This window comes from Streptomyces sp. CG4 (assembly GCF_041080655.1).
Classification (GTDB): domain Bacteria; phylum Actinomycetota; class Actinomycetes; order Streptomycetales; family Streptomycetaceae; genus Streptomyces.
The window spans coordinates 4458938-4484649 of record NZ_CP163525.1 but is presented as its reverse complement, the minus strand read 5'-3'; the positions used below and the strand labels follow the sequence as shown (position 1 = coordinate 4484649).

Annotated in this window: 17 protein-coding genes and 1 pseudogene; 15 read left to right on the top strand and 3 right to left on the bottom strand. The window is 72.3% G+C overall.

Going from position 1 to position 25712, the window contains the following annotated elements; all coding sequences use genetic code 11:
* Nucleotides 1–18: 18 nt before the first annotated feature.
* Nucleotides 19–3165, bottom strand: a complete 3147-nt coding sequence (locus AB5L52_RS20355) for a BTAD domain-containing putative transcriptional regulator (RefSeq protein WP_369365442.1) — start codon at nt 3163–3165, stop codon at nt 19–21.
* A gap of 71 nt (nt 3166–3236) precedes the next feature.
* Nucleotides 3237–4649: a hypothetical protein gene (locus AB5L52_RS20350; protein ID WP_369365440.1), complete on the bottom strand. Its 1413-nt coding sequence runs from the start codon at nt 4647–4649 to the stop codon at nt 3237–3239.
* Between the two features lie 538 nt (nt 4650–5187).
* Here AB5L52_RS20350 and kdpB (AB5L52_RS20345) point away from each other — a divergent pair.
* From kdpB (AB5L52_RS20345) to AB5L52_RS20330, 4 genes are all read left to right on the top strand, one after another.
* Nucleotides 5188–7341, top strand: coding sequence for a potassium-transporting ATPase subunit KdpB (gene kdpB, locus AB5L52_RS20345; protein WP_369368940.1), 2154 nt, complete (start codon nt 5188–5190; stop codon nt 7339–7341).
* A 390-nt stretch (nt 7342–7731) separates the two neighbouring features.
* A complete protein-coding gene (locus AB5L52_RS20340) occupies nt 7732–8559 on the top strand; it encodes an SDR family NAD(P)-dependent oxidoreductase (RefSeq protein ID WP_369365438.1) in 828 nt (275 codons plus the stop codon).
* 125 nt (nt 8560–8684) lie between these two features.
* A complete protein-coding gene (locus AB5L52_RS20335; RefSeq protein WP_351766575.1) occupies nt 8685–9461 on the top strand; it encodes a GNAT family N-acetyltransferase in 777 nt (258 codons plus the stop codon).
* 66 nt (nt 9462–9527) lie between these two features.
* Nucleotides 9528–9806 carry a ribosomal protein L7/L12 gene (locus AB5L52_RS20330; protein ID WP_351026010.1) on the top strand — a complete coding sequence of 93 codons (279 nt, stop codon included), beginning with the start codon at nt 9528–9530 and terminating at the stop codon, nt 9804–9806.
* A gap of 42 nt (nt 9807–9848) precedes the next feature.
* Here the strand turns inward: AB5L52_RS20330 and AB5L52_RS20325 are convergent, their stop codons facing one another.
* Nucleotides 9849–11423, bottom strand: coding sequence for a Na+/H+ antiporter (locus tag AB5L52_RS20325; RefSeq protein ID WP_351026013.1), 1575 nt, complete (start codon nt 11421–11423; stop codon nt 9849–9851).
* Between the two features lie 238 nt (nt 11424–11661).
* Here AB5L52_RS20325 and AB5L52_RS20320 point away from each other — a divergent pair, with 238 nt between their 5' ends.
* The 11 genes and pseudogenes from AB5L52_RS20320 (at nt 11662) to AB5L52_RS20270 (ending at nt 25694) form a co-directional block, all read left to right on the top strand.
* Entirely contained in the window at nt 11662–14283 is a 2622-nt protein-coding gene (locus AB5L52_RS20320) for an ATP-binding protein (protein ID WP_351026016.1), read from the top strand.
* On the top strand, nt 14283–15080 hold the full coding sequence (locus AB5L52_RS20315; RefSeq protein WP_351026019.1) for a DUF4118 domain-containing protein: 798 nt from the start codon (nt 14283–14285) through the stop codon (nt 15078–15080). The genes AB5L52_RS20320 and AB5L52_RS20315 overlap by 1 nt, the downstream gene beginning before the upstream one ends.
* A 246-nt stretch (nt 15081–15326) precedes the next feature.
* Nucleotides 15327–17168, top strand: coding sequence for an APC family permease (locus AB5L52_RS20310; RefSeq protein ID WP_369365436.1), 1842 nt, complete (start codon nt 15327–15329; stop codon nt 17166–17168).
* A gap of 47 nt (nt 17169–17215) precedes the next feature.
* Nucleotides 17216–17449: pseudogene (locus AB5L52_RS20305) on the top strand (hypothetical protein); the annotation flags it as partial.
* On the top strand, nt 17446–17598 hold the full coding sequence (locus AB5L52_RS20300; protein WP_351026023.1) for a hypothetical protein: 153 nt from the start codon (nt 17446–17448) through the stop codon (nt 17596–17598). The pseudogene AB5L52_RS20305 and the gene AB5L52_RS20300, both read left to right, overlap by 4 nt.
* Nucleotides 17599–17855: 257 nt before the next feature.
* Entirely contained in the window at nt 17856–17945 is a 90-nt protein-coding gene (kdpF, locus tag AB5L52_RS20295; RefSeq protein WP_023547871.1) for a K(+)-transporting ATPase subunit F, read from the top strand.
* An 8-nt stretch (nt 17946–17953) separates the two neighbouring features.
* Entirely contained in the window at nt 17954–19615 is a 1662-nt protein-coding gene (gene kdpA / locus AB5L52_RS20290; RefSeq protein WP_351026026.1) for a potassium-transporting ATPase subunit KdpA, read from the top strand.
* Entirely contained in the window at nt 19615–21744 is a 2130-nt protein-coding gene (gene kdpB / locus AB5L52_RS20285; protein ID WP_369365433.1) for a potassium-transporting ATPase subunit KdpB, read from the top strand. Before kdpA ends, kdpB (AB5L52_RS20285) begins: the two co-directional genes overlap by 1 nt.
* A 7-nt stretch (nt 21745–21751) precedes the next feature.
* Entirely contained in the window at nt 21752–22384 is a 633-nt protein-coding gene (locus tag AB5L52_RS20280) for a potassium-transporting ATPase subunit C (protein ID WP_369365432.1), read from the top strand.
* A gap of 81 nt (nt 22385–22465) precedes the next feature.
* Complete coding sequence (locus tag AB5L52_RS20275) at nt 22466–23149, top strand: response regulator (RefSeq protein WP_351026033.1); 684 nt, start codon at nt 22466–22468, stop codon at nt 23147–23149.
* Between the two features lies 1 nt (nt 23150).
* A complete protein-coding gene (locus AB5L52_RS20270; protein ID WP_351566731.1) occupies nt 23151–25694 on the top strand; it encodes a sensor histidine kinase KdpD in 2544 nt (847 codons plus the stop codon).
* Nucleotides 25695–25712 lie beyond the last annotated feature (18 nt).

Sequence of the window (25712 nt, the reverse complement as noted above, 5' to 3'; positions counted from 1 at the left end):
GGCGTGAGACCGGGCGGGTCACCCGCCGGTCAGCTCGCGCAGCGCCTCCGCCCGCAACTCCTCCCGCCCCAGGGCGGCGTACCTCGACTTCGCGTCGGTGTACGCCGCCCCGTCGGCGTTCTGGGCCGCCTGCCGGGACCGGGCCAGGGACAGGGTGGGGAACTCCCGTACCGCGGGCATCCGTTCCGCCAGCGCCACCAGCCGTACCGCCGCCGCCTCGCCCCGGGCCAGCCCGGCGAAGCCGAGCGCCAGCAACACCGTGCCGTACACGGGCAGTTCCACCGGGGCATGCTCGGTCCCGGACCTCGACAGCATGCCGAGCAGCCGCTCCCGCAGCTCCTCGGCGAGGTCGGCCACCGGCTCCAGCCGGCCGGCCTGCGCATGCGCCGCCAGCGTGGCCGACCGCACCTCCAGCAACCACGGATCCAGGAACGGGTCACCGGGATACAGCAGGCTGTCCTCGTGTGTCTGCGCGACCGCCCGGCGCCACAGTCCGAGCCCCAGCTCGGTCAGCCCCCGGGCCAGCGCGATCTCGGCCCGGGCCGACAGATCGGGGGTGTAGACCCGGGCGGACTCGGGCGGCTGGTCCAGCGCCGCGAGCTGCAGCCAGTACTCCGCCTCGTCGACGTCCCCGCGCTGCAGACAGGCCAGGACCAGTCCCCAGCGCACCCCGACCGAGTCCGACCAGTCGCCGACCCGGCTGAACTCGCCGAGCGCGTCCAGCGCGGCCCGCAGATGGCCGTACGCCTCCGCACCCCGCTCGGACTGCAGGCACAGCTGGCTGATCCGCCCGTGGCTGAGCAGCAGGGTGGCCGGATTGCCGAGCGGCTTCAGCGCTTCGAGCATCCGGCGGGCGTACGCCAGCGCGCGCTCCGTCTCGTGCTGGGACTCCCACACATAACTCGCCACGCCTGCCGCGATGCCCGCCAGCAGCGGCTCGCCGGACTCGCACAGTTCCTCCAGCCGCGCGTAGTGCGGCGGATGGATGTCCGGAACGGCACACAGCACGATCGCCAGCGCTCGCAGCAGGGTGTCCGGCGGCGCGGGCGGCAACCGGCGCAGCGTGACCAACTGCCGTATGGCCTGCGGGCCGTGGCCCATGAACAGGCTCGCCGCGCACACCGCTGCCGCGCTGCGGGCCGACTCCACGTCCTCGGGGCGGTCGGGGGAGGGGCGGAACCGGGACAGCGGCCCTCCGGTCTCGGCGATGAGGGTGGCGAGCCGGTTGTAGTTGGAGTCGGTGGCCCACAGCGAGGCCAGTACGGCGGTGACGGCGGCCGTGGTCGGGCCGTCGGCGCGGGCCAGGGCGTGGCGCAGTGCCAGGACGAGGTTGTCCTGCTCGGCCCGGACGCCCAGCCAGGCGGGCACGGGGTCGCTGCTGAACATCACGTCGTGGTGGGCGCGGCCGAAGTCCCGTGCCCAGGACAGGAACCGGCCGGTGACCGTCTCCTCCTCGCCGGCCTCGGCACGCTGGGCGGAGCCGAACGCGCGCAGCGTCTCCAGCATGTGGAAGCGCACCCCGGCCGGGCCGTCGCCCACCTTGATCAGCGACTGGCCGGCCAGCTGTTCCAGCAGCTCCAGCGCGTCCCCGGTGCCGCCGAGCACATACTCCGCCGCGTCCTCGGTGAAGCCTTGGGGGAACACGGACAGGGCGCGCAGCGCCGCCCGGCCGTCGGGCTCCAGCAGATTCCAGCTCCACTCGACCACGGCCCGCAGCGTGCGATGCCGCGCGGGTGCGTCACGGGCACCGCCGCGCAGCAGCGCGAACCGGTCCCGCAGCCGGCGGGAGATGTCGGCCACGGACAGCACCCGGACCCGGGCCGCGGCCAGCTCCACGGCGAGCGGCAGCCCGTCCAGATGCCGGCAGATCTCGGCCACCGCGTCCGCGGGCAGCTCCACACCGGGCCGGGCGGCCCGCGCCCGCTGTACGAAGAGTTCCTCCGAGGTCGCCCGGGACAGCTCCGGCAGGGCGTACACGGACTCCGAGGTCAGGCCGAGCGGGGCCCGGCTGGTGGCCAGGATGCGCAGGGTGCCGGCCCGCGACACCAGCGCCTGGGCGAGCGCGGCCGCACCCGCGATGACGTGCTCGCAGTTGTCCAGCACCAGCAGGACCGGTCCGGCGCCCAGGGCGCCGGCGATGCCGCTCACGACGTCCCCGCCCCCGGCGAACTGCCGGCCGTCCCCGGCGCCGACCGCCGACGCGACCTCACCGGCGACGTCGTCGTCGGTGGTGACACCGGCCAGCGGGACGAAGTGCACCACGGGCTGCTCGGCGGCCCGGCTCACCGCGTGGGAGAGCCGGGTCTTGCCCAGTCCACCGGGACCGACGACGGTGACCACCCGGGCCTGGCGCAGCAGCCCGGTCACGGCGGTGAGGTCGGCGTCCCGGCCCAGCAGCGGATTCGGCTCGTGCGGCACACCGTGCCGGACCGGGGCCGCGTCCGCGCTGAGCAACTCCTGGTAAACAGCCTTGAGTTGGGGCCCTGGGTCGGTCCCCAGCTCGTCCCGCAGCCGCCGCCGGTAGGCGTCGTACCGGGTCAGCGCCGCGGCTCGCCCCGCCCCGGCGGCCTCGCAGCGCAGCAGCTCCGCCAGCACCTCCTCGTCCCGCGGCAGCTCCTCGGCCAGGTGGGCCAGCGGAGCCAGGGCCTCCTCCCGCCGCCCCAGCCGGGCGAGCGCGAGCGCCCGGGACCGGACCAGCGCCCGGTGCGTCCGCACCCGCCCGGCCCGCAGCGCGGCGACGGGATCACGCAGATCCTCCCCGTCCCCGGCCCCCACACCCCCGTCCCACAGCGCCAGCCCGGCCTCGGCCTCGGCCAGGGCGCCCGCATGATCCCCGCCCCGCGCCCGCTCGGCGCTCGCCGCCTCGTGCACCAGCACCGCGGAGCTGTCCACCTGCGTCTCGTCCAGCGCCAGCCGATAGCCGGCCGGCGTGCTCACGACCAGCTCGGGCCCCACCTGCGCCCTGAGCCGCGACACAAGAATCTGCACCGCCTTACCCGGCCGCTCCGGCAACTCCTCCGTCCACAGCCCCTCCACCAGCCGCCCCGTACTGCAGCCGGACCGCAGATCCTCCGCGAGCAACGCCAGCAGCCCGCGCAGCCGCGGCGCGGTGATCTCCCGCCCACGACAGGCGACTTTGGACAGCAGGGTCAACTCGGTGGTCACGCTCGGAAGAGTAGGCCGTTTCTTCCGGCCTCGGTTGCCGACGGCCCAGCCGGCTTCATGCCCGCGCGATGTCAGCCGAACTCCGCCAGTCTCGGTCGCAGTCCCAGTGCGGTCAGGAGCATCGCCGCGCACAGCAGGCCGCCCGCCCACGGGAGCAGGTCGCTCACCGCCGAGCGGCCGTCCTGCACGGAGGACGTGAAGTGGGCGCGGTTGATGTCGGCGGCTTGGTCCAGGGCGGACATCCAGGCGCCGAAGTGGGCGTTGGAGGTGGCCGGTTCCCAGCCCATGCAGAACTCGGCCGCCTCCCGCTCCTTGCCGGCCGCCAGCAGGGCGCGGACCTTGCGGTCGTCGCGCTGGTAGACGGCGTACGACTCGACCGTCTTCTCGGCCGCGGCGCGCTCGCCGGGGAAGGTGATGTTGTCCAGCTCGCGGCGGAACTCGCCGGTGAAGCGCAGGTCGTGGTGGTCGGTGCGGTACGCCTGCCAGGTCGTGGACAGGTCCGCGTCGTACGTCGACAGGGTCGCCCCCTTGAGGCCGTACAGCTGCTGGGACTTGGCCAGGAACGATGCCTCGTACTGGGGGCGGCGCTCGGGGTCGAGCAGATAGCGGCTCTCGTCGGCGTTGGCGTCGTAGGCGATGGCGCGGGCGCGGGAGAGGGCGACGACGGAGTCGAAGGCGTCGTGGCGGGCCACCCGCAGGTGGGCGGTGGAGGAGGACAGCAGCTTTGCGCCGAGGATCACCGCCAGCAGGGTGGAGAGCGTGGCCGCCAGTACGCCCGGGTTGAGGACGCGGTGGAAGCGGCGGGCCAGGTACCACTGCAGGAGGCCGAGCACGGCCAGGAGCAGGACGCCCAGCGCCAGGACGGCGGCGAGCTGCGCGGAGAGCGTCGAGTCCGACGAGGTGTACTCGGCCTCGAAGGCCTTGTCGTTCGAGGACACCAACATGCTTGCCGCGGGCAGGAGTTGGGTGCGCAGCAGGTCGGTCGCGCGGCGGTAGTCGGCGAGGGCGGCCGGTCTGCCGTCGTGGTGGCCGTCGTTCTCCAGGGCCCGGCCGATCAGCTCCTGGTACTCGGCGAAGTCGTCGGTCAGCGACTCCACGGTCTTCTCGTCGGCCGGGCTGCCCTGCGCGGCGACGGCGAGGGTGCGCAGATCGTGGCCTATCGCGCGCCGGGCGTCGCCGTAGAAGCCGACCGCCTTGGTGTACGGCGTCTGCAGCCGGCCCTGGCCCGCATCGCCGTTGGACAGCAGGATGTTGGCGGCCTGGGCATCCATGTTGTTGAGCGCGAGGTTCAGGTCCGCGGCGCTGGTCGTGCGCGGTGCGTCCTGGCCGCTCACGCGGTTCCAGGTGCCGTCCAGGGCGAGCCCCGCCACGAGCAGCAGGACGGCCAGGGCGCCGGCCGGCACGAGCGTGGCCGCGCGCAGAAGGCGCAGCCGTGCGGGCACGGTGGCCCAGTAGCGGCGACGCAGAGCGGCCCGCGCGGCCACGGCCCGTCGCGCCGGGCGCAGCCCCGGACCCGGTCCGGCCGTCCGCGAGCCCTCTTGGCTCCGCGGTCCGGGGCTGCTCCCGGACGGGGCGACCCCCTCTCGTCGTGGCGGTGTCTCCCCCTCGGGCTGAGTACCCCGCGCTGTTCCGGCCGTGAGAGTCACGGTCCCTCCAACGTCACGCCACGGACGGTCGCCCGTCCCCCGTTGCCGATCAGTCTGCGACGGGATCCGGCCACCCATGCGCCGCGTTGACGCGTCCCTGATGGCTGCTCAGCCCGGTTTGACGGGACCTTGACGACGGACGCACCCGCGCCGTATGGGAGCCGCAAATTCCTTGGCGACCCGGGCGGCCGGCCCGGCGGACCGGGCTAGATTCCCTGTCGGCCGCCGCCGGGGCCGAGCAGGTCCCGGGCACCGTACGACCAACGGAGCGCCCCACTCCACGGTGACGCGAAACCGCGGTGATGCGAATCCGCGGTGACGCGCCGGGCGGCCGTCGACCACCGTCCCCGTCTCGCCTCACGGCACGAAGGTGTCCATGCTTCCCGCCGCCCCCGAGCAGGCCCCACCGTCCCGCCCCGAGAGCCGAGCCCGCACCGGAGGCGAGCGAAGAACGCGGCGCCGTGCGCCGAGCGGGCTCTTCGAACCGGTCCAGCTCGTCCGCTCGTTCCCCGAGGCCGTACGCAAACTGCACCCACGCGTCCTGGCGCGCAACCCGGTGCTGTTCGTCGTCTCCGTCGGCGCGCTCCTGACCACCCTGTCCGCGCTGCTCCATCCGGCGGTCTTCACCTGGGTCATCAGCCTGTGGCTGTGGCTGACGGTCGTCTTCGCCAACCTTGCCGAGGCCGTCGCCGAGGGCCGCGGCAAGGCACAGGCCGAGTCGCTGCGCAGGGCCCGCACGGACACGGTGGCGCTGCGGCTCGAACACTGGAGCTACGGCACGAACCTCGCCACCGCCCGCACGGAGGCCGTCGCCGCCACCGATCTGAAGCCGCTGGACGTCGTCCTGGTGGAGGCGGGCGAGATGATCCCGGCGGACGGCGATGTCATCGACGGGGTCGCGGCCGTGGACGAGTCCGCGGTCACCGGTGAGTCGGCGCCGGTGATCCGGGAGGCCGGCGGCGACCGCAGCGGGGTCACGGGCGGTACGACGGTGCTGTCCGACCGGATCGTCGTCCGGGTCAGCGCCCGCCCCGGACACAGTTTCCTGGACCGGATGATCGCGCTGGTCGAGGGAGCCTCCCGGCAGAAGACCCCGAACGAGATAGCCCTGAACATCCTGCTGGCCTCCCTCACGATCATCTTCGTGCTGGTCGTGGTGGCCCTGCAGCCGATGGGCGAGTACGCGGGCGCAGGCCAGTCCACGACCGTGCTGGTCGCCCTCCTCGTCACCCTCATCCCGACCACCATCGGCGCCCTGCTCTCCGCGATCGGCATCGCCGGCATGGACCGCCTGGTGCAGCGCAACGTCGTCGCCATGTCCGGCCGCGCGGTCGAGGCGGCCGGCGACGTGCACACCCTGCTGCTCGACAAGACCGGCACCATCACGCTCGGCAACCGGGAGGCCGCCGCCTTCATCGCGCTGCCCGGCATCGACGAAGGGCAGCTCGCCGACGCGGCCCAGCTGTCGTCGCTGGCCGACGAGACGCCCGAGGGCCGTTCCGTCGTCGTCCTCGCCAAGGACCGGTACGGCCTGCGGGCGCCCGCCCAGGGCGAGCTGGCGAACGCCCGCTGGGTGCCGTTCAGCGCGCAGACCCGGATGAGCGGGGTCGATCTGCGCTGGGACAACGGAGCCGTCTGCGCCATCCGCAAGGGCGCCGCCCAGCAGGTCATCGACTGGGTGCAGATGTACGGCGGCCGGGTCCCGGCGGAGGCGCGCAGATACGCCGATGCCGTGGCCGCCGCCGGCGGGACCCCGCTGCTGGTCGCGGTGCACGACTGGGACGGCCCGCGGGCCCTCGGCGTGATCCAGCTGAAGGACGTCGTCAAGGACGGCATCCGCGAACGCTTCGCCGAACTGCGCCGCATGGGCATCAAGACGGTCATGATCACGGGTGACAACCCGCTGACCGCGAAGGCCATCGCCGAAGAGGCGGGCGTGGACGACTACTTGGCCGAGGCCACCCCCGAGGACAAACTCGCCCTGATCAAGCGGGAACAGGAGGGCGGCAAGCTGGTCGCGATGACCGGCGACGGCACCAACGACGCCCCGGCCCTCGCGCAGGCGGACGTCGGCGTGGCCATGAGCACGGGCACGTCGGCCGCCAAGGAGGCCGGCAACATGGTCGACCTCGACTCCAACCCGACCAAGCTCATCGAGATCGTCGAGATCGGCAAGCAACTCCTCATCACCCGGGGCGCGCTCACGACGTTCTCCATCACGAACGACGTGGCGAAGTACTTCGCCATCATCCCGGCGATGTTCGCGGGCTCGTACCCGGGCCTGGAGTCGCTGAACGTGATGGGCCTGCGGAGCCCGACCTCGGCGATCACCTCCGCGATCATCTTCAACGCGCTGATCATCGTCGCCCTGATCCCGCTGGCCCTGCGCGGGGTGCGCTACACCCCCGCCTCGGCGCACGACCTGCTCCGCCGCAACCTGCTCGTCTACGGCCTCGGCGGACTCGTCCTGCCTTTCGTCGGCATCAAGCTGATCGACCTGCTGATCTCCCAGGTGCCCGGCCTTGGCTGAGCCGCGTCCGCCCTTCCGGCTCCCCCGTCAAGGCCCCGTATGCGCACGTCAGAACCCCGTCAGAGACCGGCGTTCCGCCTTGCCCGGCGGCTGCGGGACGGCTTCCATGGACGATGTGAACAGCGCCTGGCTCCTGCTCGACCGGCCGCCGAGTCCCGCTCGGCCGTCGCGTCGTGAGCCACGCTGACCGGAAGCGCCCGCGCCGCCCGGCACCGCGTTCCGTCGACGCATGCCGTTGCGGCGCCGCGTCCCGCCGACGCCGCTTTCCGTGACACGAGGGGCGCCGTGATCGGCTCCGGCGCCCCTCGCCCTCCTTTCCCCACCTTCACCACCGCACGCCCGCCCCCTGAGACGGGGCCGCCTCGGCGTGCCGCGACCCCGGATCGGATCATGTCCAACTCCACGCTTTCCTCCCTTTCTGGCCGTACCGTCCTGGTCACCGGCGCCACCTCCGGCATCGGCTACGAGACCGCACGACAGCTCGCCGAGCGCGGCACCACCGTGCTGCTGCACGGCCGTACCGCCGAGGAGGCCCGCGCCGCCGCCGACCGCCTGGTCGCCACCGCCGGCGTCCGCGAGGACCAACTCGCGTTCTACGCCGCCGACTTCACCCGCCTGGAGGAAGTCGAGCAGTTCGCCAGCGCGGTGGTCGCCGAGCACCCGCACCTGGACGTCCTCGTCAACAACGCCGGCATGGCGGCGCCCGAGCGGCACACCGTGACCGCCGACGGCAACGAGATCGCCTTCCAGGTCAACTTCCTCGCCCACTACCTGCTGACCTGCCTGCTGGAGCCGGCGCTCACCAGCGACCCCGGCGGCCGCGTCGGCCGGATCGTCAACGTCTCCTCCTCGCTGCACCGCACGGCCTCCATCAGCTGGGCCGACCCGAACCGCGCCCGCCGCTACTCGCGTCTCGCCGCCTACGCCCAGTCGCAGCTCGCGCTCACGGTGTTCGCGGCCGACCCGCGCGTCACCGCGGTCTCCGTCCACCCGGGCGTCTGCGACACGGCCCTGCTCCCCCTCTACGCCCACCAGGGCGTCTCGCCCGTCGAGGGCGCCGCGCACGTGGTCCGGCTGTGCGACCCGGCCGTCGAGATCGTCAACGGCGCCTACTACGACCGCGAGGAGCGGGTCGACCCGGCCCCGGCGGCGACCGAGGACCGCACGGTCCGGCGCCTGACCAAGCTGGCGGACCTGCTGGTCGGCCGCACCGCTTGAAGAACCTTCCCGTTCCGAGGAGTTGACGTACATGTCCAAGCGCGCCCGCAAGAAGAGGGACCGCCGCAAGAAGAAGGCCAACCACGGCAGCAAGTCCGGCCAGGGCTGACGAAGCAGAGGCACTGATGATCGAGATCTCGCCGCTGGACGCACGGGCGCTCGCCGACTGGTTCCCCACGGGCGCGCCCGGTCCTGCCACGATCGGTGAACACGCACTGGCCACGGGTGTCGGCCGCTGGTGGGCCGACCGCCCGGTCCAGCCGCGTACGATCGCCGTCTCCTGCGCCGGCCATGCCGTGCTGCGCGGCAGCCCGGCCGACCTCACGCCCGGCCTGCTCGCCCCGCTGGCCGGCAACCGCTTCGAGGCCCCGGCACGGTTCCTGCCGGCCCTCGGCGCCGCCTTCGACCGGCTCGTCCCGTGGGAGCGCATGGTCTGGACGCTCCAGGCCGCCCCGCAGCCCGCCGCCGTCCCGCACGGGGTGACGGTACGGCACCTGGAACCGGCGGACACCGACGCCGTGCACGCCCTCGGCCCCGACGCGTCCTGGCTCTCGGCCAGCTGGGGCGGCCCGCTCGCCCTCGCCTCCTCCGGCCACGCCTGGGCGGCCGTGGACCGGGCCGGCCGCATCCAGGCGGTGGCCTGCACCTACTTCCGCGGCACCGGCTACGAGGACGTCGCCGTCTACACCGTCCCCGACCGCCGCCGCCACCGCCTCGCCCTGGCCTGCGTCACCGCCCTGTGCGCGGACATCGCGGCCCGCGGCCACACCCCCAGCTGGAACTGCTCCGTCCACAACCGCCCCAGCCGCCTCCTGGCCTGGCAGGCCGGCTTCCGCCTGGTCCGCGAGTACCTCCACCATGCGGCGGGCAGCCCGGTGACCCACGACCGGCTGAGCGCCTGACGCGCTTGACGCGGGCACACGCATGTCCACGTCAGGTGGATGCGCGGGCGCCTTTAGGATCACCGGATGGACAATGTGGGTTTTCTCGCGCTCGCCCTGGCCGTGCTCGGCGGCGTCATCGGCTTCGAGAGCCGGCTCGCACGGAGCGACCGGCGCCTCGCGCGCGTCGAGCGCAAGCTCGACCTGATCATGGAGCACCTGGACCTCCGTGAGGAGTACCCGCGCATGGACGAGGTGGCCGCGCTCCTGCGCGAGGGGAAGAAGATCCACGCGATCAAGGTGTACCGGGACATCACGGGCGCCGACCTGAAAGAGGCCAAGGACGCCGTCGACCGCCTCGGCTGAGCGCTCCGCTGGAATCGCCAACTCTGCTTGGACCTGGACGGGTCACGCGTCCGACAGCCGTGCCTCCTCCAGGTCCAGCGCCCGCTGCAGGCGCCGGCGGGTCGTGTCGCTGATGGTGTGGGCGTCGTAGAGGCGCTGCAGTTCGCCGGTCTCGACGGCTATCAGGTCGCGGCGGAGCTGGCGGTAGACGCGGTCGGCGGACTCCCTGCCCGTGCTGTCGGTGCCGTTGTCGGCGAGGCGGTCGCGGGCGTCGTCGAGGCGGGCGGTCAGGCCGCGGCGCAGCCGGTCCAGGACGACGTCGGGTACGACCTCCAGTTCCGCCAGTTCCTCCAGCCGGGCCAGGCCGGCGTGGGCGAGGCGGGAGCGGGCCTGGGCCTCCTCGCGGGCGGTGTGCGCGGGCTCCAGGGCGATGCCGGAGGCGCGGACGACGGGGGCCAGGGTGAAGCCCTGGACGACCAGGGTGACCACCACGACCGACGTGGTCAGGACCAGGACGAGCGGGCGGTCGACGAGCGGGCTGCCGTTCTTCGCGATCTCCGGGATGGACAGCGCGGCGGCCAGCGGCATCACGCCGCGGGTGCCCGCCCAGGTCAGCACCATCGGCACTCGCCAGTTCAGCCGGCCGATCCCGCCCTTGCGCTGCACGACCGCCGACAGCGGCGCCAGCCACAGCATGCGTACGGCCACGAGTGTGGCGGCGACCGCCAGGGCGTACAGCGGCCACGCGCGGTCGCCGTCCGCCAGGGCCCTCACCTGGGCGGGGAGGGCCAGCCCGATCAGGCTGAAGACCACGCTCTCCAGCAGGAACACCACCGTGCCGTACACCGCGTGCAGCTGGAGTCGTATGCGGGCGTTGGTCAGGCGGTCGCCCCGGCCGCCCAGGACGACCCCGGCGACCACGCAGGACGTCACGCCCGAGGTGTGGGCGGCCTCCGCCAGGAGATAGGCGGCGTACGGGGTGACCAGGGCGATCACCGTCTCCAGGACCGGGTCCTCGGTGCGGCGGCGGATCAGGGTGATCACCGCGGCCACGGCCGTTCCGATCACCGTGCCGCCGCCCGCGAGCAGGAAGAACTCGCCGCTCGCCGAGCCCCAGTCCGCCGCGGCCGAGGCGATGGCGATGCCCGCCGCCACCCGGACCAGCACCAGGGAGGTCGCGTCGTTGAACAGGCTCTCCGCCTGGACCAGCACCTGGACCCGTGGGGGCAGGGCGAGGCGGCGGCCGAGCGCGGTCACGGCCACCGGGTCGGTGCTGGCCAGGACCGCGCCCAGCACGAATGCCATCTGCCAGGACAGCGGGGTGACCCAGACGGCCACCGCGGCCACGGCGGCGGCGGAGGCCAGTACCAGGCCTATGGCGAGGATCCCGACCGGTTTCCACACCGCGGCCAGCTCCCGCCAGGGCATGTCCTCGGCGCTCGCGTACAGCAGGGGCGGGAGGACGACGAGGCCGATGATCTGCGGGCTGATCTGGATCTGCGGGGTGCCCGGCAGCAGGGCCACCGCGAGGCCGGCGACCACCAGCAGGGAGGGGGCGGGGATGCGCCAGCGGCGCGCGAAGGTGGCCACCACCGTGGCGAGGACCACGAGGCCGAGAACCGTACCGACGCTGCGCATGCCGTCCCCCTGGGGCTCCCACGGGGAGCCGCCTCGGCTTCCCGGCCGACCAGACTTCCCGGCACACCTGTGCTCACCCTATCGGCCCAGGTCACGTCAAGACAGTGTCAAGGTCCCCGGGACCGACGCCAAGGAACCGCTAACAACCGCGCCGCCCGCTTCGCGAAGCGGCTTCCTTAAGAGGAGAAACCGTGCTGCGAAGGGGAGTTGGATCAGTGAGCGGAGTGCGTCGGCGGCGATGAGTGACGTACGGCCCGGACGACTGAAGGTCTACCTCGGCGCGGCTCCGGGGGTCGGCAAGACCTACCGGATGCTCGACGAGGGGAGGCGCCGTGCCGCCCGCGGGGCGGATGTGGTGATCGGGTTCGCGGAGTGCCACGGCCGCCCGCACACGGAGGCGATGCTCGACGGCCTGGCCACCGTCCCCCGGGCGAGCTGCAGCTACCGCGGGGGACAGTTCCAGGAGATGGACCTGGCCGCGGTCCTGGACCGCCGGCCGCAGGTGGCGATCGTCGACGAGATCGCCCACAGCAACGTGCCCGGCGGCGGCCGCAACGCCAAGCGCTGGCAGGACGTCGAGGCCCTGCTCGACGCGGGCATCGACGTGATCACCGCGCTGAACATCCAGCACCTGGAGTCCCTCAACGACGTCGTCGAGAAGATCACGGGGGTGCCGCAGCACGAGACCGTGCCGGACGAGGTGGTACGGCGGGCCTGGCAGATCGAGCTGGTGGACATGCCCCCCGAGGGGCTGCGCCGGCGCATGGCGCACGGGAACATCTACGCCCCCGAGAAGATCGACGCCGCGCTCGCCAACTACTTCCGGCCCGGCAATCTCACCGCCCTGCGCCAGCTGGCGCTGCTGTGGGTGGCCGACCGGGTCGACGAGGCGCTGCAGGAGTACCGGTCGCAGCACGGGATCGGGCGGGTGTGGGAGACCCGGGAACGGGTCGTCGTCGCGCTGACCGGCGGGCCCGAGGGCGACACGCTGGTACGGCGGGCCGCCCGCATCGCCGACCGGTCCGCCGGCGGCGATCTGCTCGCCGTGCACGTGGCCCGCAGCGACGGCCTCGCCGCCGGTGTCTCGCACGCCTCGCTGGCCCGGCAGCGCCGGCTCGTGGAGGACCTGGGCGGCAGCTACCACTCGGTCGTCGGCGACGACGTCGCCACCGCGCTGGTGGAGTTCGCGCGCGCCGAGAACGCCACCCAGCTGGTGCTGGGGACCAGCCGGCGGGGGCGGCTGGCGCGGTTTCTGACCGGGCCCGGAACCGGGGAGACGGTCACCGAGCTGTCCGGCGACATCGACGTGCACCGGGTCACCCATGAGCGGGCCGGGCGCGGCACCCTCCTGCCGTCGCGGCGGCGCACGCTGTCGACGGCCCGGCTGATCGCCGGACCGGTGGCCGGACTGGTGCTGCCCGTGCTCCTCACCGCCGTCCTCGCCCAGCTGCGCGGCACGCTGAACCTGACCAGCGAGGCCCTGCTGTTCCTGCTGGCCGTGGTGGGCGTGGCCTGCATAGGCGGGGTCGCCTCCGCGGTGATCGCGTCGGTGACGGCGTCCCTGCTGCTCAACTACTGGTTCATCCCGCCCATCGGCGCCTTCACGCTGAACGATCCCAACGCCCTGGTGGCGCTCACGGTGTTCGCGGTCGTCGCGGCCACCGTGGCCGCGGTCGTCGACCGCTCCCTGCGGCTGTCCCGCCGCTCCGCGCGGGCCACCGCCGAGGCGGAGACCATGTCGTCCCTGGCCGGCAGCATCGTGCGCGGCGAGGCGACCATCCCGGCCCTGCTGGAGCGGACCCGCGAGACCTTCGGCATGGAGTCGGCGGACCTGGTGGACGAACCGCCCGATGCGGCCGGGTCCCACGTGCTCGGGTCCCACGCGTGCGGGCCGGATGCGACCGGGTTCCAGGTGGTGGGGTCCCGCGCGTCCGGGCCGGATGCGGCCGGGTCCCGCGTGACCGGGTCCCCTTCCGCTTCGGCCGGGGCGACGGCCGTCCCGGCGGGCCCCGGCGCCTGGCTCGTGCTGCGCGGCCGTACCCTCTCCTCCTCCGAGCGGCGGGTCCTCGCCGCCTTCGCGGCGCACGTCGGCTCGGCGGTGGAGCGGGCCCGGCTGGCCGAGGCGGCGGCCGAGGTGGAGCCCGTGAAGGCCGCCGACCGGCTGCGCACCGCCCTGCTGCGGGCCGTCGGCCACGACCTGCGCACCCCGCTGGCCGCCGGCTGGGCCGCCGTCACCTCGCTGCGCAGCCGCGACGTCGCCTTCACCGTGGAGGACCGCGACGAACTCCTCGCCACCGCCGACGAGTCCATGGCCAAGCTGAACCGCCTGGTGGAGAACCTCCTCGACCTCAGCCGGCTGGAGGCCGGCGCCCTCACCCTGAACCTGCGGGCCACCACCCTGGAGGAGGTGCTGCCCATGGCGCTGGCCGATGTGCCGGACGTACGGGTGACGGACATGGAGGGCATCCCCGAGGTGCTGGCCGACCCGCCGCTGCTGGAGCGGGTGATCGCCAACCTGGTCGGCAACGCCGCCCGGCACACCCCGCCGGGGAAGCAGGTGCTGGTCACCGCCAGCGCCCTGGCCGGGCGGGTGGAGGTGCGGGTGGTGGACCGGGGGCCCGGACTGCCCGTCGACGGCCGCGACCGTCTCTTCGAGCCGTTCCAGCGGCTCGGCGACACCGACAACACCGCGGGCCTCGGCCTCGGCCTCGCCCTCGCGCGCGGCCTGACCGAGGCCATGAACGGCACCCTCGGCCCCGAGGACACTCCCGGCGGCGGCCTCACGATGGTGGTGTCGCTGCCGTTCGCGGGCCGGCCGGTGGGTGCCGAAGCGTCCGAGCAGAGCCTGGGAGGCTCCTGATGAGTGCTGTGACCGGTACCTGGAAGCTGCACCGTGCGCAATCCCGCGCGCCGTGGACCTGGCCGATGCGCGACCGGCTCGCCCTGGCGGCGGCCCTCGTCGCCCCGTTCCTCGTCTCCCTCGCGCTCGTCCCGTTCCGTACGAGCCTGACGCACACGAACGCCGCCCTGATCCTCGTCGTGGTGGTCGTCGCGGTGTCCGCGCTCGGCAGCCGTACGGCGGGCGTGGCCGCGGCCCTGTCGGCGGCGGCCTGGTTCGACTTCTTCCTGACGCGGCCGTACGAGACCTTCGACATCACCGCGTCCGCCGACATCGGGACGGCGGTGCTGCTGCTGGTCGTCGGGGTCATCGTGTCCCAACTGGCAGCCCGCGCCCGCCGGTTGGAGGTCGTCACCGTCACCGAAGCGGCGCATCTCACCCGTGTCCACCGGACGGCGGACCTGGCGAAGTCGGCCAACTCGGCGGACATCGTGGTCGACCACGTCCGCGGCGAGCTGACCGGACTCCTCGGCCTGCGCGCCTGCCGCTTCGAGTACGGCACCCTCCTGGGGCGGCCGCCGCGGCTGGAGACGGACGGCAGTGTCACGGTGGGCCGGCGCAGCCGGAACCCGGACACCGACGGCTGGCCCGAGGGCGAGATCGAGCTGCGCACCTACGGCAACGGCCACTACCAGGGCCGTTTCATGCTCACCCCAGGGCCGGGCCCCGTACCCCCGCTGCAGGCCCGCCTGGTGGCCGTGACCCTGGCCGACCAGACGGGCGCGGCACTGGACACGGCGGGCCCGGCGCGGAGGTGACTGGCGGTCCTGGCCACCACCCGGCGCGGGCCGGACAACCTGATGACGGGGGTGCGGCCGCATCCGGTGAACCGGAGGGACCGAGCTGTCCGGGCGCAGGCCGTCAAGATCGCGTCAAGGTCGGCCGGTTGCGCGCGAAGATGCCGCAAGGAGAAGCCGGATCCGGTCGCAAACGGACGGAACCTGGGTGCACCCGCGCACTCCTGAACCCTCATGCGCGGTGGAACGAAGAAGGAGCCCGCGCCCATGTCCGTCCTGACCACCGAGCAGCCGGATGCCGTACCCGCCGGCGAAGAGCCGCCTGATACCGGCGAGCGGCACCGGCTGACCGCCGTCACGGGGCTCGCGGCCCTGTCGCTGGACGCCATGGCGTCGGTGGCCTACGGTCCCGAGGCGATCGTCCTCGTCCTCGCCGCCGCGGGCGCGCACGGGCTGGGCTTCACGATGCCGGTCACGCTGGCGATCGCCGCCCTGCTGGCGGTGCTGGTGGCGTCGTACCGGCAGGTGATCGCGGCCTTCCCGGACGGCGGCGGGTCGTACGCCGTGGCCAAGACCCATCTGGGGGCGCGCACCAGCCTGGTGGCCGCCGCCTCGCTGGTACTGGACTACGTGCTCAACGTCGCGGTCGCGGTGACGGCCGGCGTGGCGGCCCTGACCTCCGCCTTCCCGTCCCTCTACGGCGACCGGCTGTGGCTGTGCCTGGCGGTGCTCGCGCTGATCACGGGCGTCAATCTGCGCGGGATCGTGGAGTCGGCGAAGGCGTTCATCGTGCCGACCGTCGTGTTCGTCGGTTCGATCTTCGTCCTCATCGCCGTCGGCCTGTTCCGTTCCCACCCCGTGAGCACGGTGACCGCCGCCGGGCACGCCTCGGTCCTCGCCGGCAACGCCTCCTCCGTGGGCGCGCTCCTGCTGCTGAAGGCATTCGCTTCCGGGTGTGCCGCGCTGACCGGCGTCGAGGCCATCGCCAACGCCGTCCCCTCCTTCCGGGTGCCGCGGGTGCGCCGGGCCCAGCGCGCCGAGGTCGCCCTCGGTGCCGTGCTCGGCCTGATGCTGATCGGCCTGTCGGTGCTGATCGGCCGCTTCCACCTCCAGCCGGTCGAGGGCGTCACCGTCCTCGCCCAGCTCGCGGACGCCGCGCTCGGCCACAACTGGGCCTTCTACATCATCCAGTTCGCGACGGTGATCCTGCTGGCGCTGTCCGCGAACACCTCCTTCGGCGGGCTGCCGGTGCTGCTGAAGCTGCTCGCCCGCGACAACTACGCGCCGCACGTCTTCGCGCTGAAGGCCGACCGCCAGGTGCACCGGCACGGTGTCCTCGCGCTCGCCGTCGTCTCGGCCGCGCTGCTGGTCTTCTCCGGCGGCGACACCAACACCCTGGTGCCGATGTTCGCCATCGGTGTCTTCGTCGGCTTCACGATCGCCCAGGTGGGCATGGTCCGGCACTGGCGGCTTGAAAAGGGACCCGGCTGGCGCGGGAAGGCGCTGCTGAACGGGTTCGGTGCCATCCTCACCGGCATCGCCGCCGTCGTCGTCACGGCGAGCAAGTTCACCGAGGGCGCCTGGCTGATCGTCATCGCCCTGCCGCTGCTGGTGGTCGCCTTCCAGACCGTGCACCGCGCCTACGGCCGGATCGGCGAGCGGCTCGGGCTGGGCCGTATCCCGGAGGCCCCGCACCGCGAGCGCTCGCTGGTGGTCGTGCCGGTGTCCACCCTGTCCCGGCTGACCTCCGAGGCCCTCAGCGCGGCCAGCTCCCTCGGCGACGAGGTCCGCGCGGTGACCGTGTGCTACCCGGACCCCGAGGACCGGGCCCAGCTGCACGCGCTGGAGCGCGCCTGGGCGGACTGGGACCCGGGGGTGGAGCTCGTCCGGCTGTCCTGCCGGCGGCGCACGCTCGGGCGCCCCATCGCCGCCTACGTCCGCGAGGTGGCCGCCGCCGAGCCCGGCACCCAGGTCACCGTGCTGATCCCGGAGGCCGAGCCGGAGCGGCTGTGGCAGCGGCTGCTGCAGAACCAGCGGGGTGCGCTCGTCGCGCACGCCGTGCGCCGGGAGACGGACGCGGTGATCTGCCGACTGCGGTTCCGGCTGTGACGGGTGTGACGGGCGGCGCATGCGGCCGCTGTGAGCCGGGGCATCCCCTCGGGCGTCCCATCGCCGCGTACGTCCGCGAGGTGGCCGCCGCCGAGCCCGGCACCCAGGTCACCGTGCTGATCCCGGAGGCCGAGCCGGAGCGGCTGTGGCTGGGGGTGCCCCCGCGCGAGCGAAGCCGAGCGTGGGGGAGGCTGCTGCAGAACCAGCGGGGTGCGCTCGTCGCGCACGCCGTGCGCCGGGAGACGGACGCGGTGATCTGCCGACTGCGGTTCCGGCTGTGACGGGTGTGACGGGCGGCGCATGCGGCCGCTGTGAGCCGGGGCATCCCCTCGGGCGTCCCATCGCCGCGTACGTCCGCGAGGTGGCCGCCGCCGAGCCCGGCACCCAGGTCACCGTGCTGATCCCGGAGGCCGAGCCGGAGCGGCTGTGACCAGGGTCACCTGCTGTCGCGGGTCGCTACCCGCCGGTACGGGTCAGGGGCCGTAAGAGACCCGTCAAAGGCGTAAGCGCGGCCGTATGAGAGGCGTCAACGGGCGCCCGGATCCGGCCAGACAGGCGCTTTCCTCGTACACGTCCGTTTCACCGAACCTCACTCCAGGAGTTCGCGATGGCCGATCTGGCCTTCGTCGTCACCGTCCTCGCGGGTTTCGCGCTGGTGGCCCTCGTCGCCAAGGGGGTGACGAAGCTGTGACCGTCGAGAACATCGTCGGCCTGGTCGTGGCCGTCGCCCTGCTGGGCTATCTCGTCCTCGCCCTGATCTACCCGGAGAGGTTCTGAGAGCAGACATGAGTCCCGTACTCGCAGGCGTGCTCCAGCTGCTCGCCCTCATAGGCGCGCTCGCGCTCGTCTACGTCCCCGTCGGCAACTACATGGCCAAGGTCTACTCCTCGCGCAAGCATCTGCGCGTGGAGAAGTGGATCTACAAGGCCATCGGTGCCAACCCCGACACCGAGATGACCTGGCCCGCGTACCTGCGCGGTGTCCTCGCCTTCTCGGCGGCCGGCGTCCTCTTCCTCTACCTGCTGCAGCGGCTCCAGGGCGTGCTGCCCGGCTCGATGGGCTTCTCGTCGGTCAACCCGGCGCAGTCGTTCAACACGGCTGTCTCGTTCGTGACGAACACGAACTGGCAGTCGTACTCCGGCGAGCAGACCATGGGTCACATCGTGCAGACCGCCGGCCTGGCCGTGCAGAACTTCGTCTCCGCGGCCGTCGGCATCGCCGTCGCCGTGGCCCTCGTACGCGGCTTCGCCCGCTCGCGCACCGGTGAGCTGGGCAACTTCTGGTCCGACCTGGTGCGCGGCACGCTGCGCATCCTGGTGCCGGGCGCCGTGATCGCCGCGGTCGTCCTGGTCGCCTGCGGTGCCATCCAGAACTTCTCCGGCATCCACGAGGTCGGCCAGTTCATGGGCGGCTCGCAGCAGTGGAACGGCGGCGCGGTCGCCTCCCAGGAGGCCATCAAGGAGCTGGGCACCAACGGTGGTGGCTACTTCAACGCCAACTCCGCCCACCCCTTCGAGAACCCGACGCCCTTCACCAACCTCTTCGAGATCTTCCTGATCCTGGTGATCCCGTTCTCGCTGACCCGCACCTTCGGCGTGATGGTCGGCAACGTGAAGCAGGGTTACGCGATCCTCGCCACGATGGTCACCATCTGGCTGAGCTTCACCGTCCTGATGATGTGGACCGAGTTCGCCCACCACGGCCCGGCGCTCCAGGCCGCGGGCGGCGCGATGGAGGGCAAGGAGGTCCGCTTCGGTGTCGGCGGATCGTCGATCTTCGCCGTAGCCACGACGCTGACCTCGACCGGTGCGGTGGACTCCTTCCACTCCTCCTTCACCGGCCTCGGCGGCGGCATCACCATGCTCGGCATGATGCTGGGCGAGATCGCGCCCGGCGGCACCGGCTCCGGCCTCTACGGCATGCTGATCATGGCGGTCATCGCGGTGTTCATCGCTGGTCTGATGGTCGGCCGTACGCCCGAGTACCTGGGCAAGAAGATCGGCGGCCGCGAGATGAAGCTCGCCGCCTGCTACATCCTCATCACCCCCGCCCTGGTGCTGGTCTTCACGGCGGCCTCCATGGCCCTGCCGACTCCGCCGCACTCGATGCTCAACTCCGGCGCGCACGGGTTCTCCGAGGTCCTGTACGCCTTCACGTCGGCGTCGAACAACAACGGCTCGGCCTTCGCCGGGCTGAACGCGAACACCGACTGGTACAACACCATGACCGGGCTCGCGATGCTGCTCGGCCGCTTCCTGCCCATGATCTTCGTCCTGGCCCTGGCCGGCTCGCTCGCCGAGCAGAAGCCGGTCCCGGTCACCGCGGGCACCCTGCGCACCGAGAAGCCGCTGTTCACCGGCCTGCTGGTCGGCGCGATCCTGATCATCACCGGTCTCACGTACTTCCCGGCCCTCGCGCTGGGCCCGCTCGCGGAAGGGCTGGCGTGATGACGACCGACACCAAGGAGCACGAGGACTCCATGTCCACTCCCACCCTTGCGCCCCACCAGGACGCGCCGACCGGGCACAAGCCCGACGAGGGCCGTGTCGGAGCGGGCCTCTTCGACCCCAAGGCACTGGTCAAGTCGCTGCCGGACGCGTTCCGCAAGCTCGACCCGCGGGTGATGGTCAAGTCGCCCGTGATGTTCGTGGTGTGGATCGGCTCCGTCCTGACCACCGTCTTCTCCTTCAAGGACCCGGGCGACTGGTTCGGCTGGACCATCAGCGCCTGGCTGTGGCTGACCGTGATCTTCGCCAACCTGGCGGAGGCCGTCGCCGAGGGCCGCGGCAAGGCGCAGGCCGACACCCTGCGCAAGGCCAAGACCGACACCGTCGCCCGCCGGCTGCTCAAGGACGGCACGGAGGAGGAGGTCCCCGGCACCGCGCTGACCATCGACGACCTGGTGGTCTGCGAGGCCGGTGACGTGATCCCCGGCGACGGTGACGTCGTCGAGGGTGTCGCCTCGGTGGACGAGTCGGCCATCACCGGTGAGTCCGCCCCGGTCATCCGTGAGTCCGGCGGCGACCGCTGTGCCGTCACGGGCGGTACGAAGGTCCTCTCCGACCGCATCGTCATCAAGATCACGACGAAGCCCGGCGAGACCTTCATCGACCGGATGATCAACCTGGTCGAGGGCGCTGCCCGGCAGAAGACGCCCAACGAGATCGCGCTGAACATCCTGCTCGCCTCGCTGACCATCGTCTTCCTGCTGGCCGTCGCCACGCTGCCGCCGTTCGCCACCTACGCGGGCACGCACCTGACCATGATCGTGCTGGTCGCCCTGCTGGTCTGCCTCATCCCGACCACCATCGGCGCCCTGCTCTCCGCGATCGGTATCGCGGGCATGGACCGGCTGGTGCAGCGCAACGTCCTGGCCATGTCCGGCCGCGCGGTCGAGGCCGCCGGCGACGTCTCCACGCTGCTGCTGGACAAGACCGGCACCATCACGCTCGGCAACCGGCAGGCCGCCGAGTTCGTGCCGGTCAAGGGCACCACGGAGGCCGAGGTCGCGGACGCGGCCCAGCTGTCCTCGCTGGCCGACGAGACGCCCGAGGGCCGCTCCATCGTCGTCCTGGCGAAGGAGAAGTACGGGCTGCGCGAGCGCCACCAGGGCGAGCTGGCGCACGCCGAGTGGATCGAGTTCACCGCCCAGACCCGTATGTCGGGTGTGGACGTCGACGGCAGGAAGATCCGCAAGGGCGCCACGGCCTCGGTCATCGCCTGGGTCGAGGAGCAGGGCGGCACGGTCGCGAAGGACGCCGACTCGGTCGCCAACCGCATCTCCGAGGCCGGCGGCACCCCGCTGCTGGTCGCCGTGAACGACGACAAGGGCGCCCGCGTCCTGGGTGTCATCCACCTGAAGGACGTCGTCAAGGACGGCATGCGGGAGCGGTTCGTCGAGCTGCGCCGCATGGGCATCAAGACGGTCATGATCACGGGTGACAACCCGCTGACCGCGAAGGCCATCGCCGAGGAGGCGGGCGTCGACGACTTCCTCGCCGAGGCCACCCCCGAGGACAAGATGGCCCTCATCAAGCGGGAGCAGGCGGGCGGCAAGCTGGTCGCGATGACCGGTGACGGCACCAACGACGCCCCGGCCCTCGCGCAGGCGGACGTCGGCGTGGCGATGAACACCGGTACGTCGGCCGCGAAGGAGGCCGGCAACATGGTCGACCTCGACTCCAACCCGACCAAGCTCATCGAGATCGTGGAGATCGGCAAGCAGTTGCTGATCACGCGCGGTGCGCTGACCACGTTCTCCATCGCCAACGACGTCGCGAAGTACTTCGCGATCATCCCGGCGCTGTTCGCGGCGGTCTACCCGGGCCTGGACAAGCTCAACATCATGCAGCTGTCCTCGCCCAACTCCGCGATCCTGTCGGCCGTCATCTTCAACGCGCTGATCATCATCGCGCTGGTGCCGCTGTCCCTGAAGGGCGTGCGCTACCGGCCGATGAGCGCGGACAAGATGCTCCGCCGCAACCTCGGGATCTACGGCATCGGCGGCCTGATCGCACCCTTCATCGGCATCAAGATCATCGACCTGCTCATCTCCCTCATCCCCGGAATCGGCTGATCGCGCCATGAACAACTCCGTAACGAACACCGCCCGGTTGCTCGGGGCGGGCCTCAGGGCCCTCCTCGTGCTGACCCTGGTGACCGGCGTCATCTACCCGCTGGTCGTCACCGGCGTGGCCCAGGCGCTGTTCAGCGACAAGGCGAACGGCTCCGAGATCAAGGCGGACGGCAAGGTCGTCGGCTCGTCCCTGATCGGGCAACAGGGCTACAGCCTCCAGTACTTCCAGCCCCGCCCGGCGAACGGCCTCGGCGCGAACAGCCTCAACACGCAGTACAAGCTGATCCTTTCCGGCGCCACCAACCTGTCCGCCGACAGCAAGGTGCTGCTCAAGCAGGTCGAGGACGCCAGGGACAAGGTCGTCAAGGACAACTCGGTCCCCGGCTACACCGTGCGGCCGTCCGACATCCCGGCCGACGCCGTCACCTCGTCCGGTTCCGGACTGGACCCGGCCATCTCCCCGGAGTACGCCGAACTGCAGGTGCACCGGGTCGCCGCGAAGAACGGGCTGTCCGTCGCCCAGGTCGAGAAGCTGGTCAAGGACAACACGACCGGCCGCACGCTCGGCTTCATGGGCGAGCCGCAGGTGAACGTCCTGAAACTGAACATCGCGCTCAAGGACCTCGTAGCCAAGAAGTGACGGCCCTACGCGATTCGCGACGGGAGTTGGCACCCTGCCGGTGCCAACTCCCGCAGGCATGACAGGAGAGGCAGACACCCCATGACCAGGGTGCTCGTGGTGGAGGACGACCCGCAGCTCGTACGGGCCCTCGTCATCAACTTGCAGGCACGTCACTACGGCGTGGACGCCGCCCCCGACGGTGCCACCGCCCTCCGGCTGGCCGCCGCGCGTCAGCCCGACGTGGTGCTGCTGGACCTCGGCCTGCCCGACATGGACGGCGTGGAGATCATCAAGGGCCTGCGCGGCTGGAGCCGGGTGCCGATCATGGTCCTGTCCGCCCGCCAGGCGTCCGACGAGAAGGTCGCCGCCCTCGACGCCGGCGCGGACGACTACATCACCAAGCCGTTCAGCATGGACGAACTCCTGGCCCGGCTGCGGGCCGCGGTCCGCCGTACCGAGGACACCCCGCTCGTGCCCGAGACGACGCTGGTCGAGACGGACGACTTCAGTCTCGACCTGCTCGCCAAGAAGGCCGTACGGGCCGGGCGGGACGTGCGGCTGACCCCGACCGAGTGGCATCTGCTGGAGATCCTGGTGACCAACCCCGGCCGGCTGATCACGCAGAAGCAGCTGCTCCAGGAGGTCTGGGGGGTCTCACAGCGCAACAAGACGAACTACCTGCGGGTCTATATGGCCCAGCTCCGCCGCAAGTTGGAGTCGGACCCCTCCCAGCCCCGCTATCTGATCACCGAGCCCGGCATGGGCTACCGCTTCGAGGGATGACATGGCACGCGGCAGACTCCGGATCTACCTCGGCGCGGCACCCGGCGTCGGCAAGACGTACGCGATGCTGGCGGAGGCGCACCGCCGGATCGAGCGGGGCACCGACTGCGTGGTCGCCTTCGTCGAGCACCATCGCCGGCCCCGCACCGAGGTGATGCTGCACGGCCTGGAACAGGTGCCGCGCAAGGAACTCGCCTACCGGGGCAGCGTCTTCACCGAGATGGACGTGGACGCCGTCCTCGCCCGCCGCCCCCAGGTGGCGCTCGTGGACGAACTGCCGCACACCAACATCCCCGGCTCCCGCAACACCAAGCGCTGGCAGGACATCGAGGAACTCCTCGCCGCCGGCATCGACGTGATCTCCACCGTCAACATCCAGCACCTGGAGTCACTCGGCGACGTCGTCGAGTCGATCACCGGGGTACGGCAGCAGGAGACCGTCCCGGACGAGATCGTCCGGCGGGCCGACCAGATCGAGCTGGTCGACATGTCCCCGCAGGCGCTGCGCCGCCGCATGGCGCACGGCAACATCTACAAGCCGGACAAGGTCGACGCGGCCCTCTCCAACTACTTCCGCCCCGGAAACCTCACGGCACTACGGGAGCTGGCCCTGCTGTGGGTGGCCGACCGGGCCGACGAGTACCTGAACGAGTACCGCCGCGAGCACCGGGTGTCGACCATCTGGGGTTCGCGGGAGCGGATCGTGGTCGGGCTGACCGGCGGCCCCGAGGGCCGCACTCTGATACGGCGTGCCGCGCGGCTGGCCGAGAAGGGCGCCGGCGGCGAGGTCCTCGCCGTCTACATCTCCCGCAGCGACGGCCTCACCGCCGCCTCCCCGAAGGAACTCGCCGTCCAGCGCACGCTGGTCGAGGACCTGGGCGGAACCTTCCACCACGTGGTCGGTGACGACATACCGGTCGCGCTGCTGGACTTCGCCCGGGGCGTCAACGCCACCCAGATCGTGCTCGGTGTCTCCCGCCGCCGCAGCTGGCAGTACGTCTTCGGGCCGGGGGTCGGTGCGACGGTGGCCCGGGACTCCGGTCCCGACCTCGACGTGCACCTCATCACGCACGACGAGGCGGGCAAGGGCCGCGGACTGCCGGTGACTCCGGGAACACGCCTCGGACGCTCCCGGGTCATCCGGGGCTGGCTCGTCGGCGTGTTCGGGCCCGTCCTGCTGACCTGGCTGCTCACCAGCGCCGCCCCGGACGTCGGCCTCGCCAACGACATGCTGCTGTACCTGACGCTGACGGTGGCGGCGGCCCTGCTGGGCGGCCTCTTCCCGGCGCTGGCCTCGGCGGTCGTCGGCTCCCTCCTGCTCAACTGGTACTTCACCCCGCCCGTCCACACCCTGACCATCGCCGACCCGAAGAACATCGTCGCCATCGCGATCTTCATCGGGGTCGCGGTGTCCGTGGCCTCGGTGGTGGACCTGGCGGCCCGCCGTACCCATCAGGCCGCGCGGCTGCGCGCCGAGTCGGAGATCCTCTCCTTCCTCGCCGGGAACGTCCTGCGCGGGGAGACGACCCTGGAGGCGCTGCTGGAACGGGTCCGCGAGACCTTCGGCATGGAGTCGGTGGCCCTGCTGGAGCGGACCGGCGAGACGGCGCCCTGGACCTGCGCCGGCAGCGTGGGCCCCGAGCCCGCGCGGATCCCCGAGGACGCGGACGTCGACGTACCCGTCGGCGACCACATGGCGCTGTCCCTGCGCGGGCGGGTGCTGCCCGCCGCCGACCGGCGGGTGCTGGCCGCGTTCGCCGCGCAGGCCGCCGTCGTCCTGGACCGCCAGCGGCTGCGGCGCGAGGCCGGGCGGGCCAAGGAACTGGCCGAGGGCAACCGCATCAGGACCGCGCTGCTCGCCGCCGTCAGCCACGATCTGCGCACCCCGCTGGCCGGCATCAAGGCCGCGGTGACATCGCTGCGTTCGGACGACGTGGAGTGGTCGCAGCGGGACCGGGCGGATCTGCTGGAGGCCATCGAGGAGGGCGCCGACCGGCTCGACCACCTCGTCGGCAACCTGCTCGACATGTCCCGCCTGCAGACCGGCACGGTCACCCCGATCATCCGGGAGACCGACCTGGACGAGGTCGTGCCGATGGCACTCGGCGGGGTGCCCGAGGACAGCGTGGAGCTGGACATCCCCGAGACCCTGCCGATGGTGTACGTCGACCGCGGGCTGCTGGAGCGGGCTGTGGCCAACGTGGTGGAGAACGCCGTCAAGTACAGCCCGCCGGGCGAGCCGGTCCTGGTGTCGGCGAGCGCCCTCGGCGACCGTGTCGAGGTGCGGGTCGTGGACCGCGGTCCGGGCGTCCCGGACGAGGCGAAGGACCGTATCTTCGAAGCGTTCCAGCGCTACGGGGACGCTCCGCGGGGGGTGGGGGTCGGGCTCGGCCTCGCCGTCGCCCGGGGATTCGCCGAGGCGGTCGGCGGTACGTTGCTCGCCGAGGACACGCCGGGCGGGGGTCTCACCATGGTGCTCGCGGTCCCGACGGCGCCGGAGCGCGAGCGTCCCGGGGGGCTCGTGGTGTCGGGCGGCGCCGGGTAGCCACACACAGCGGCACCC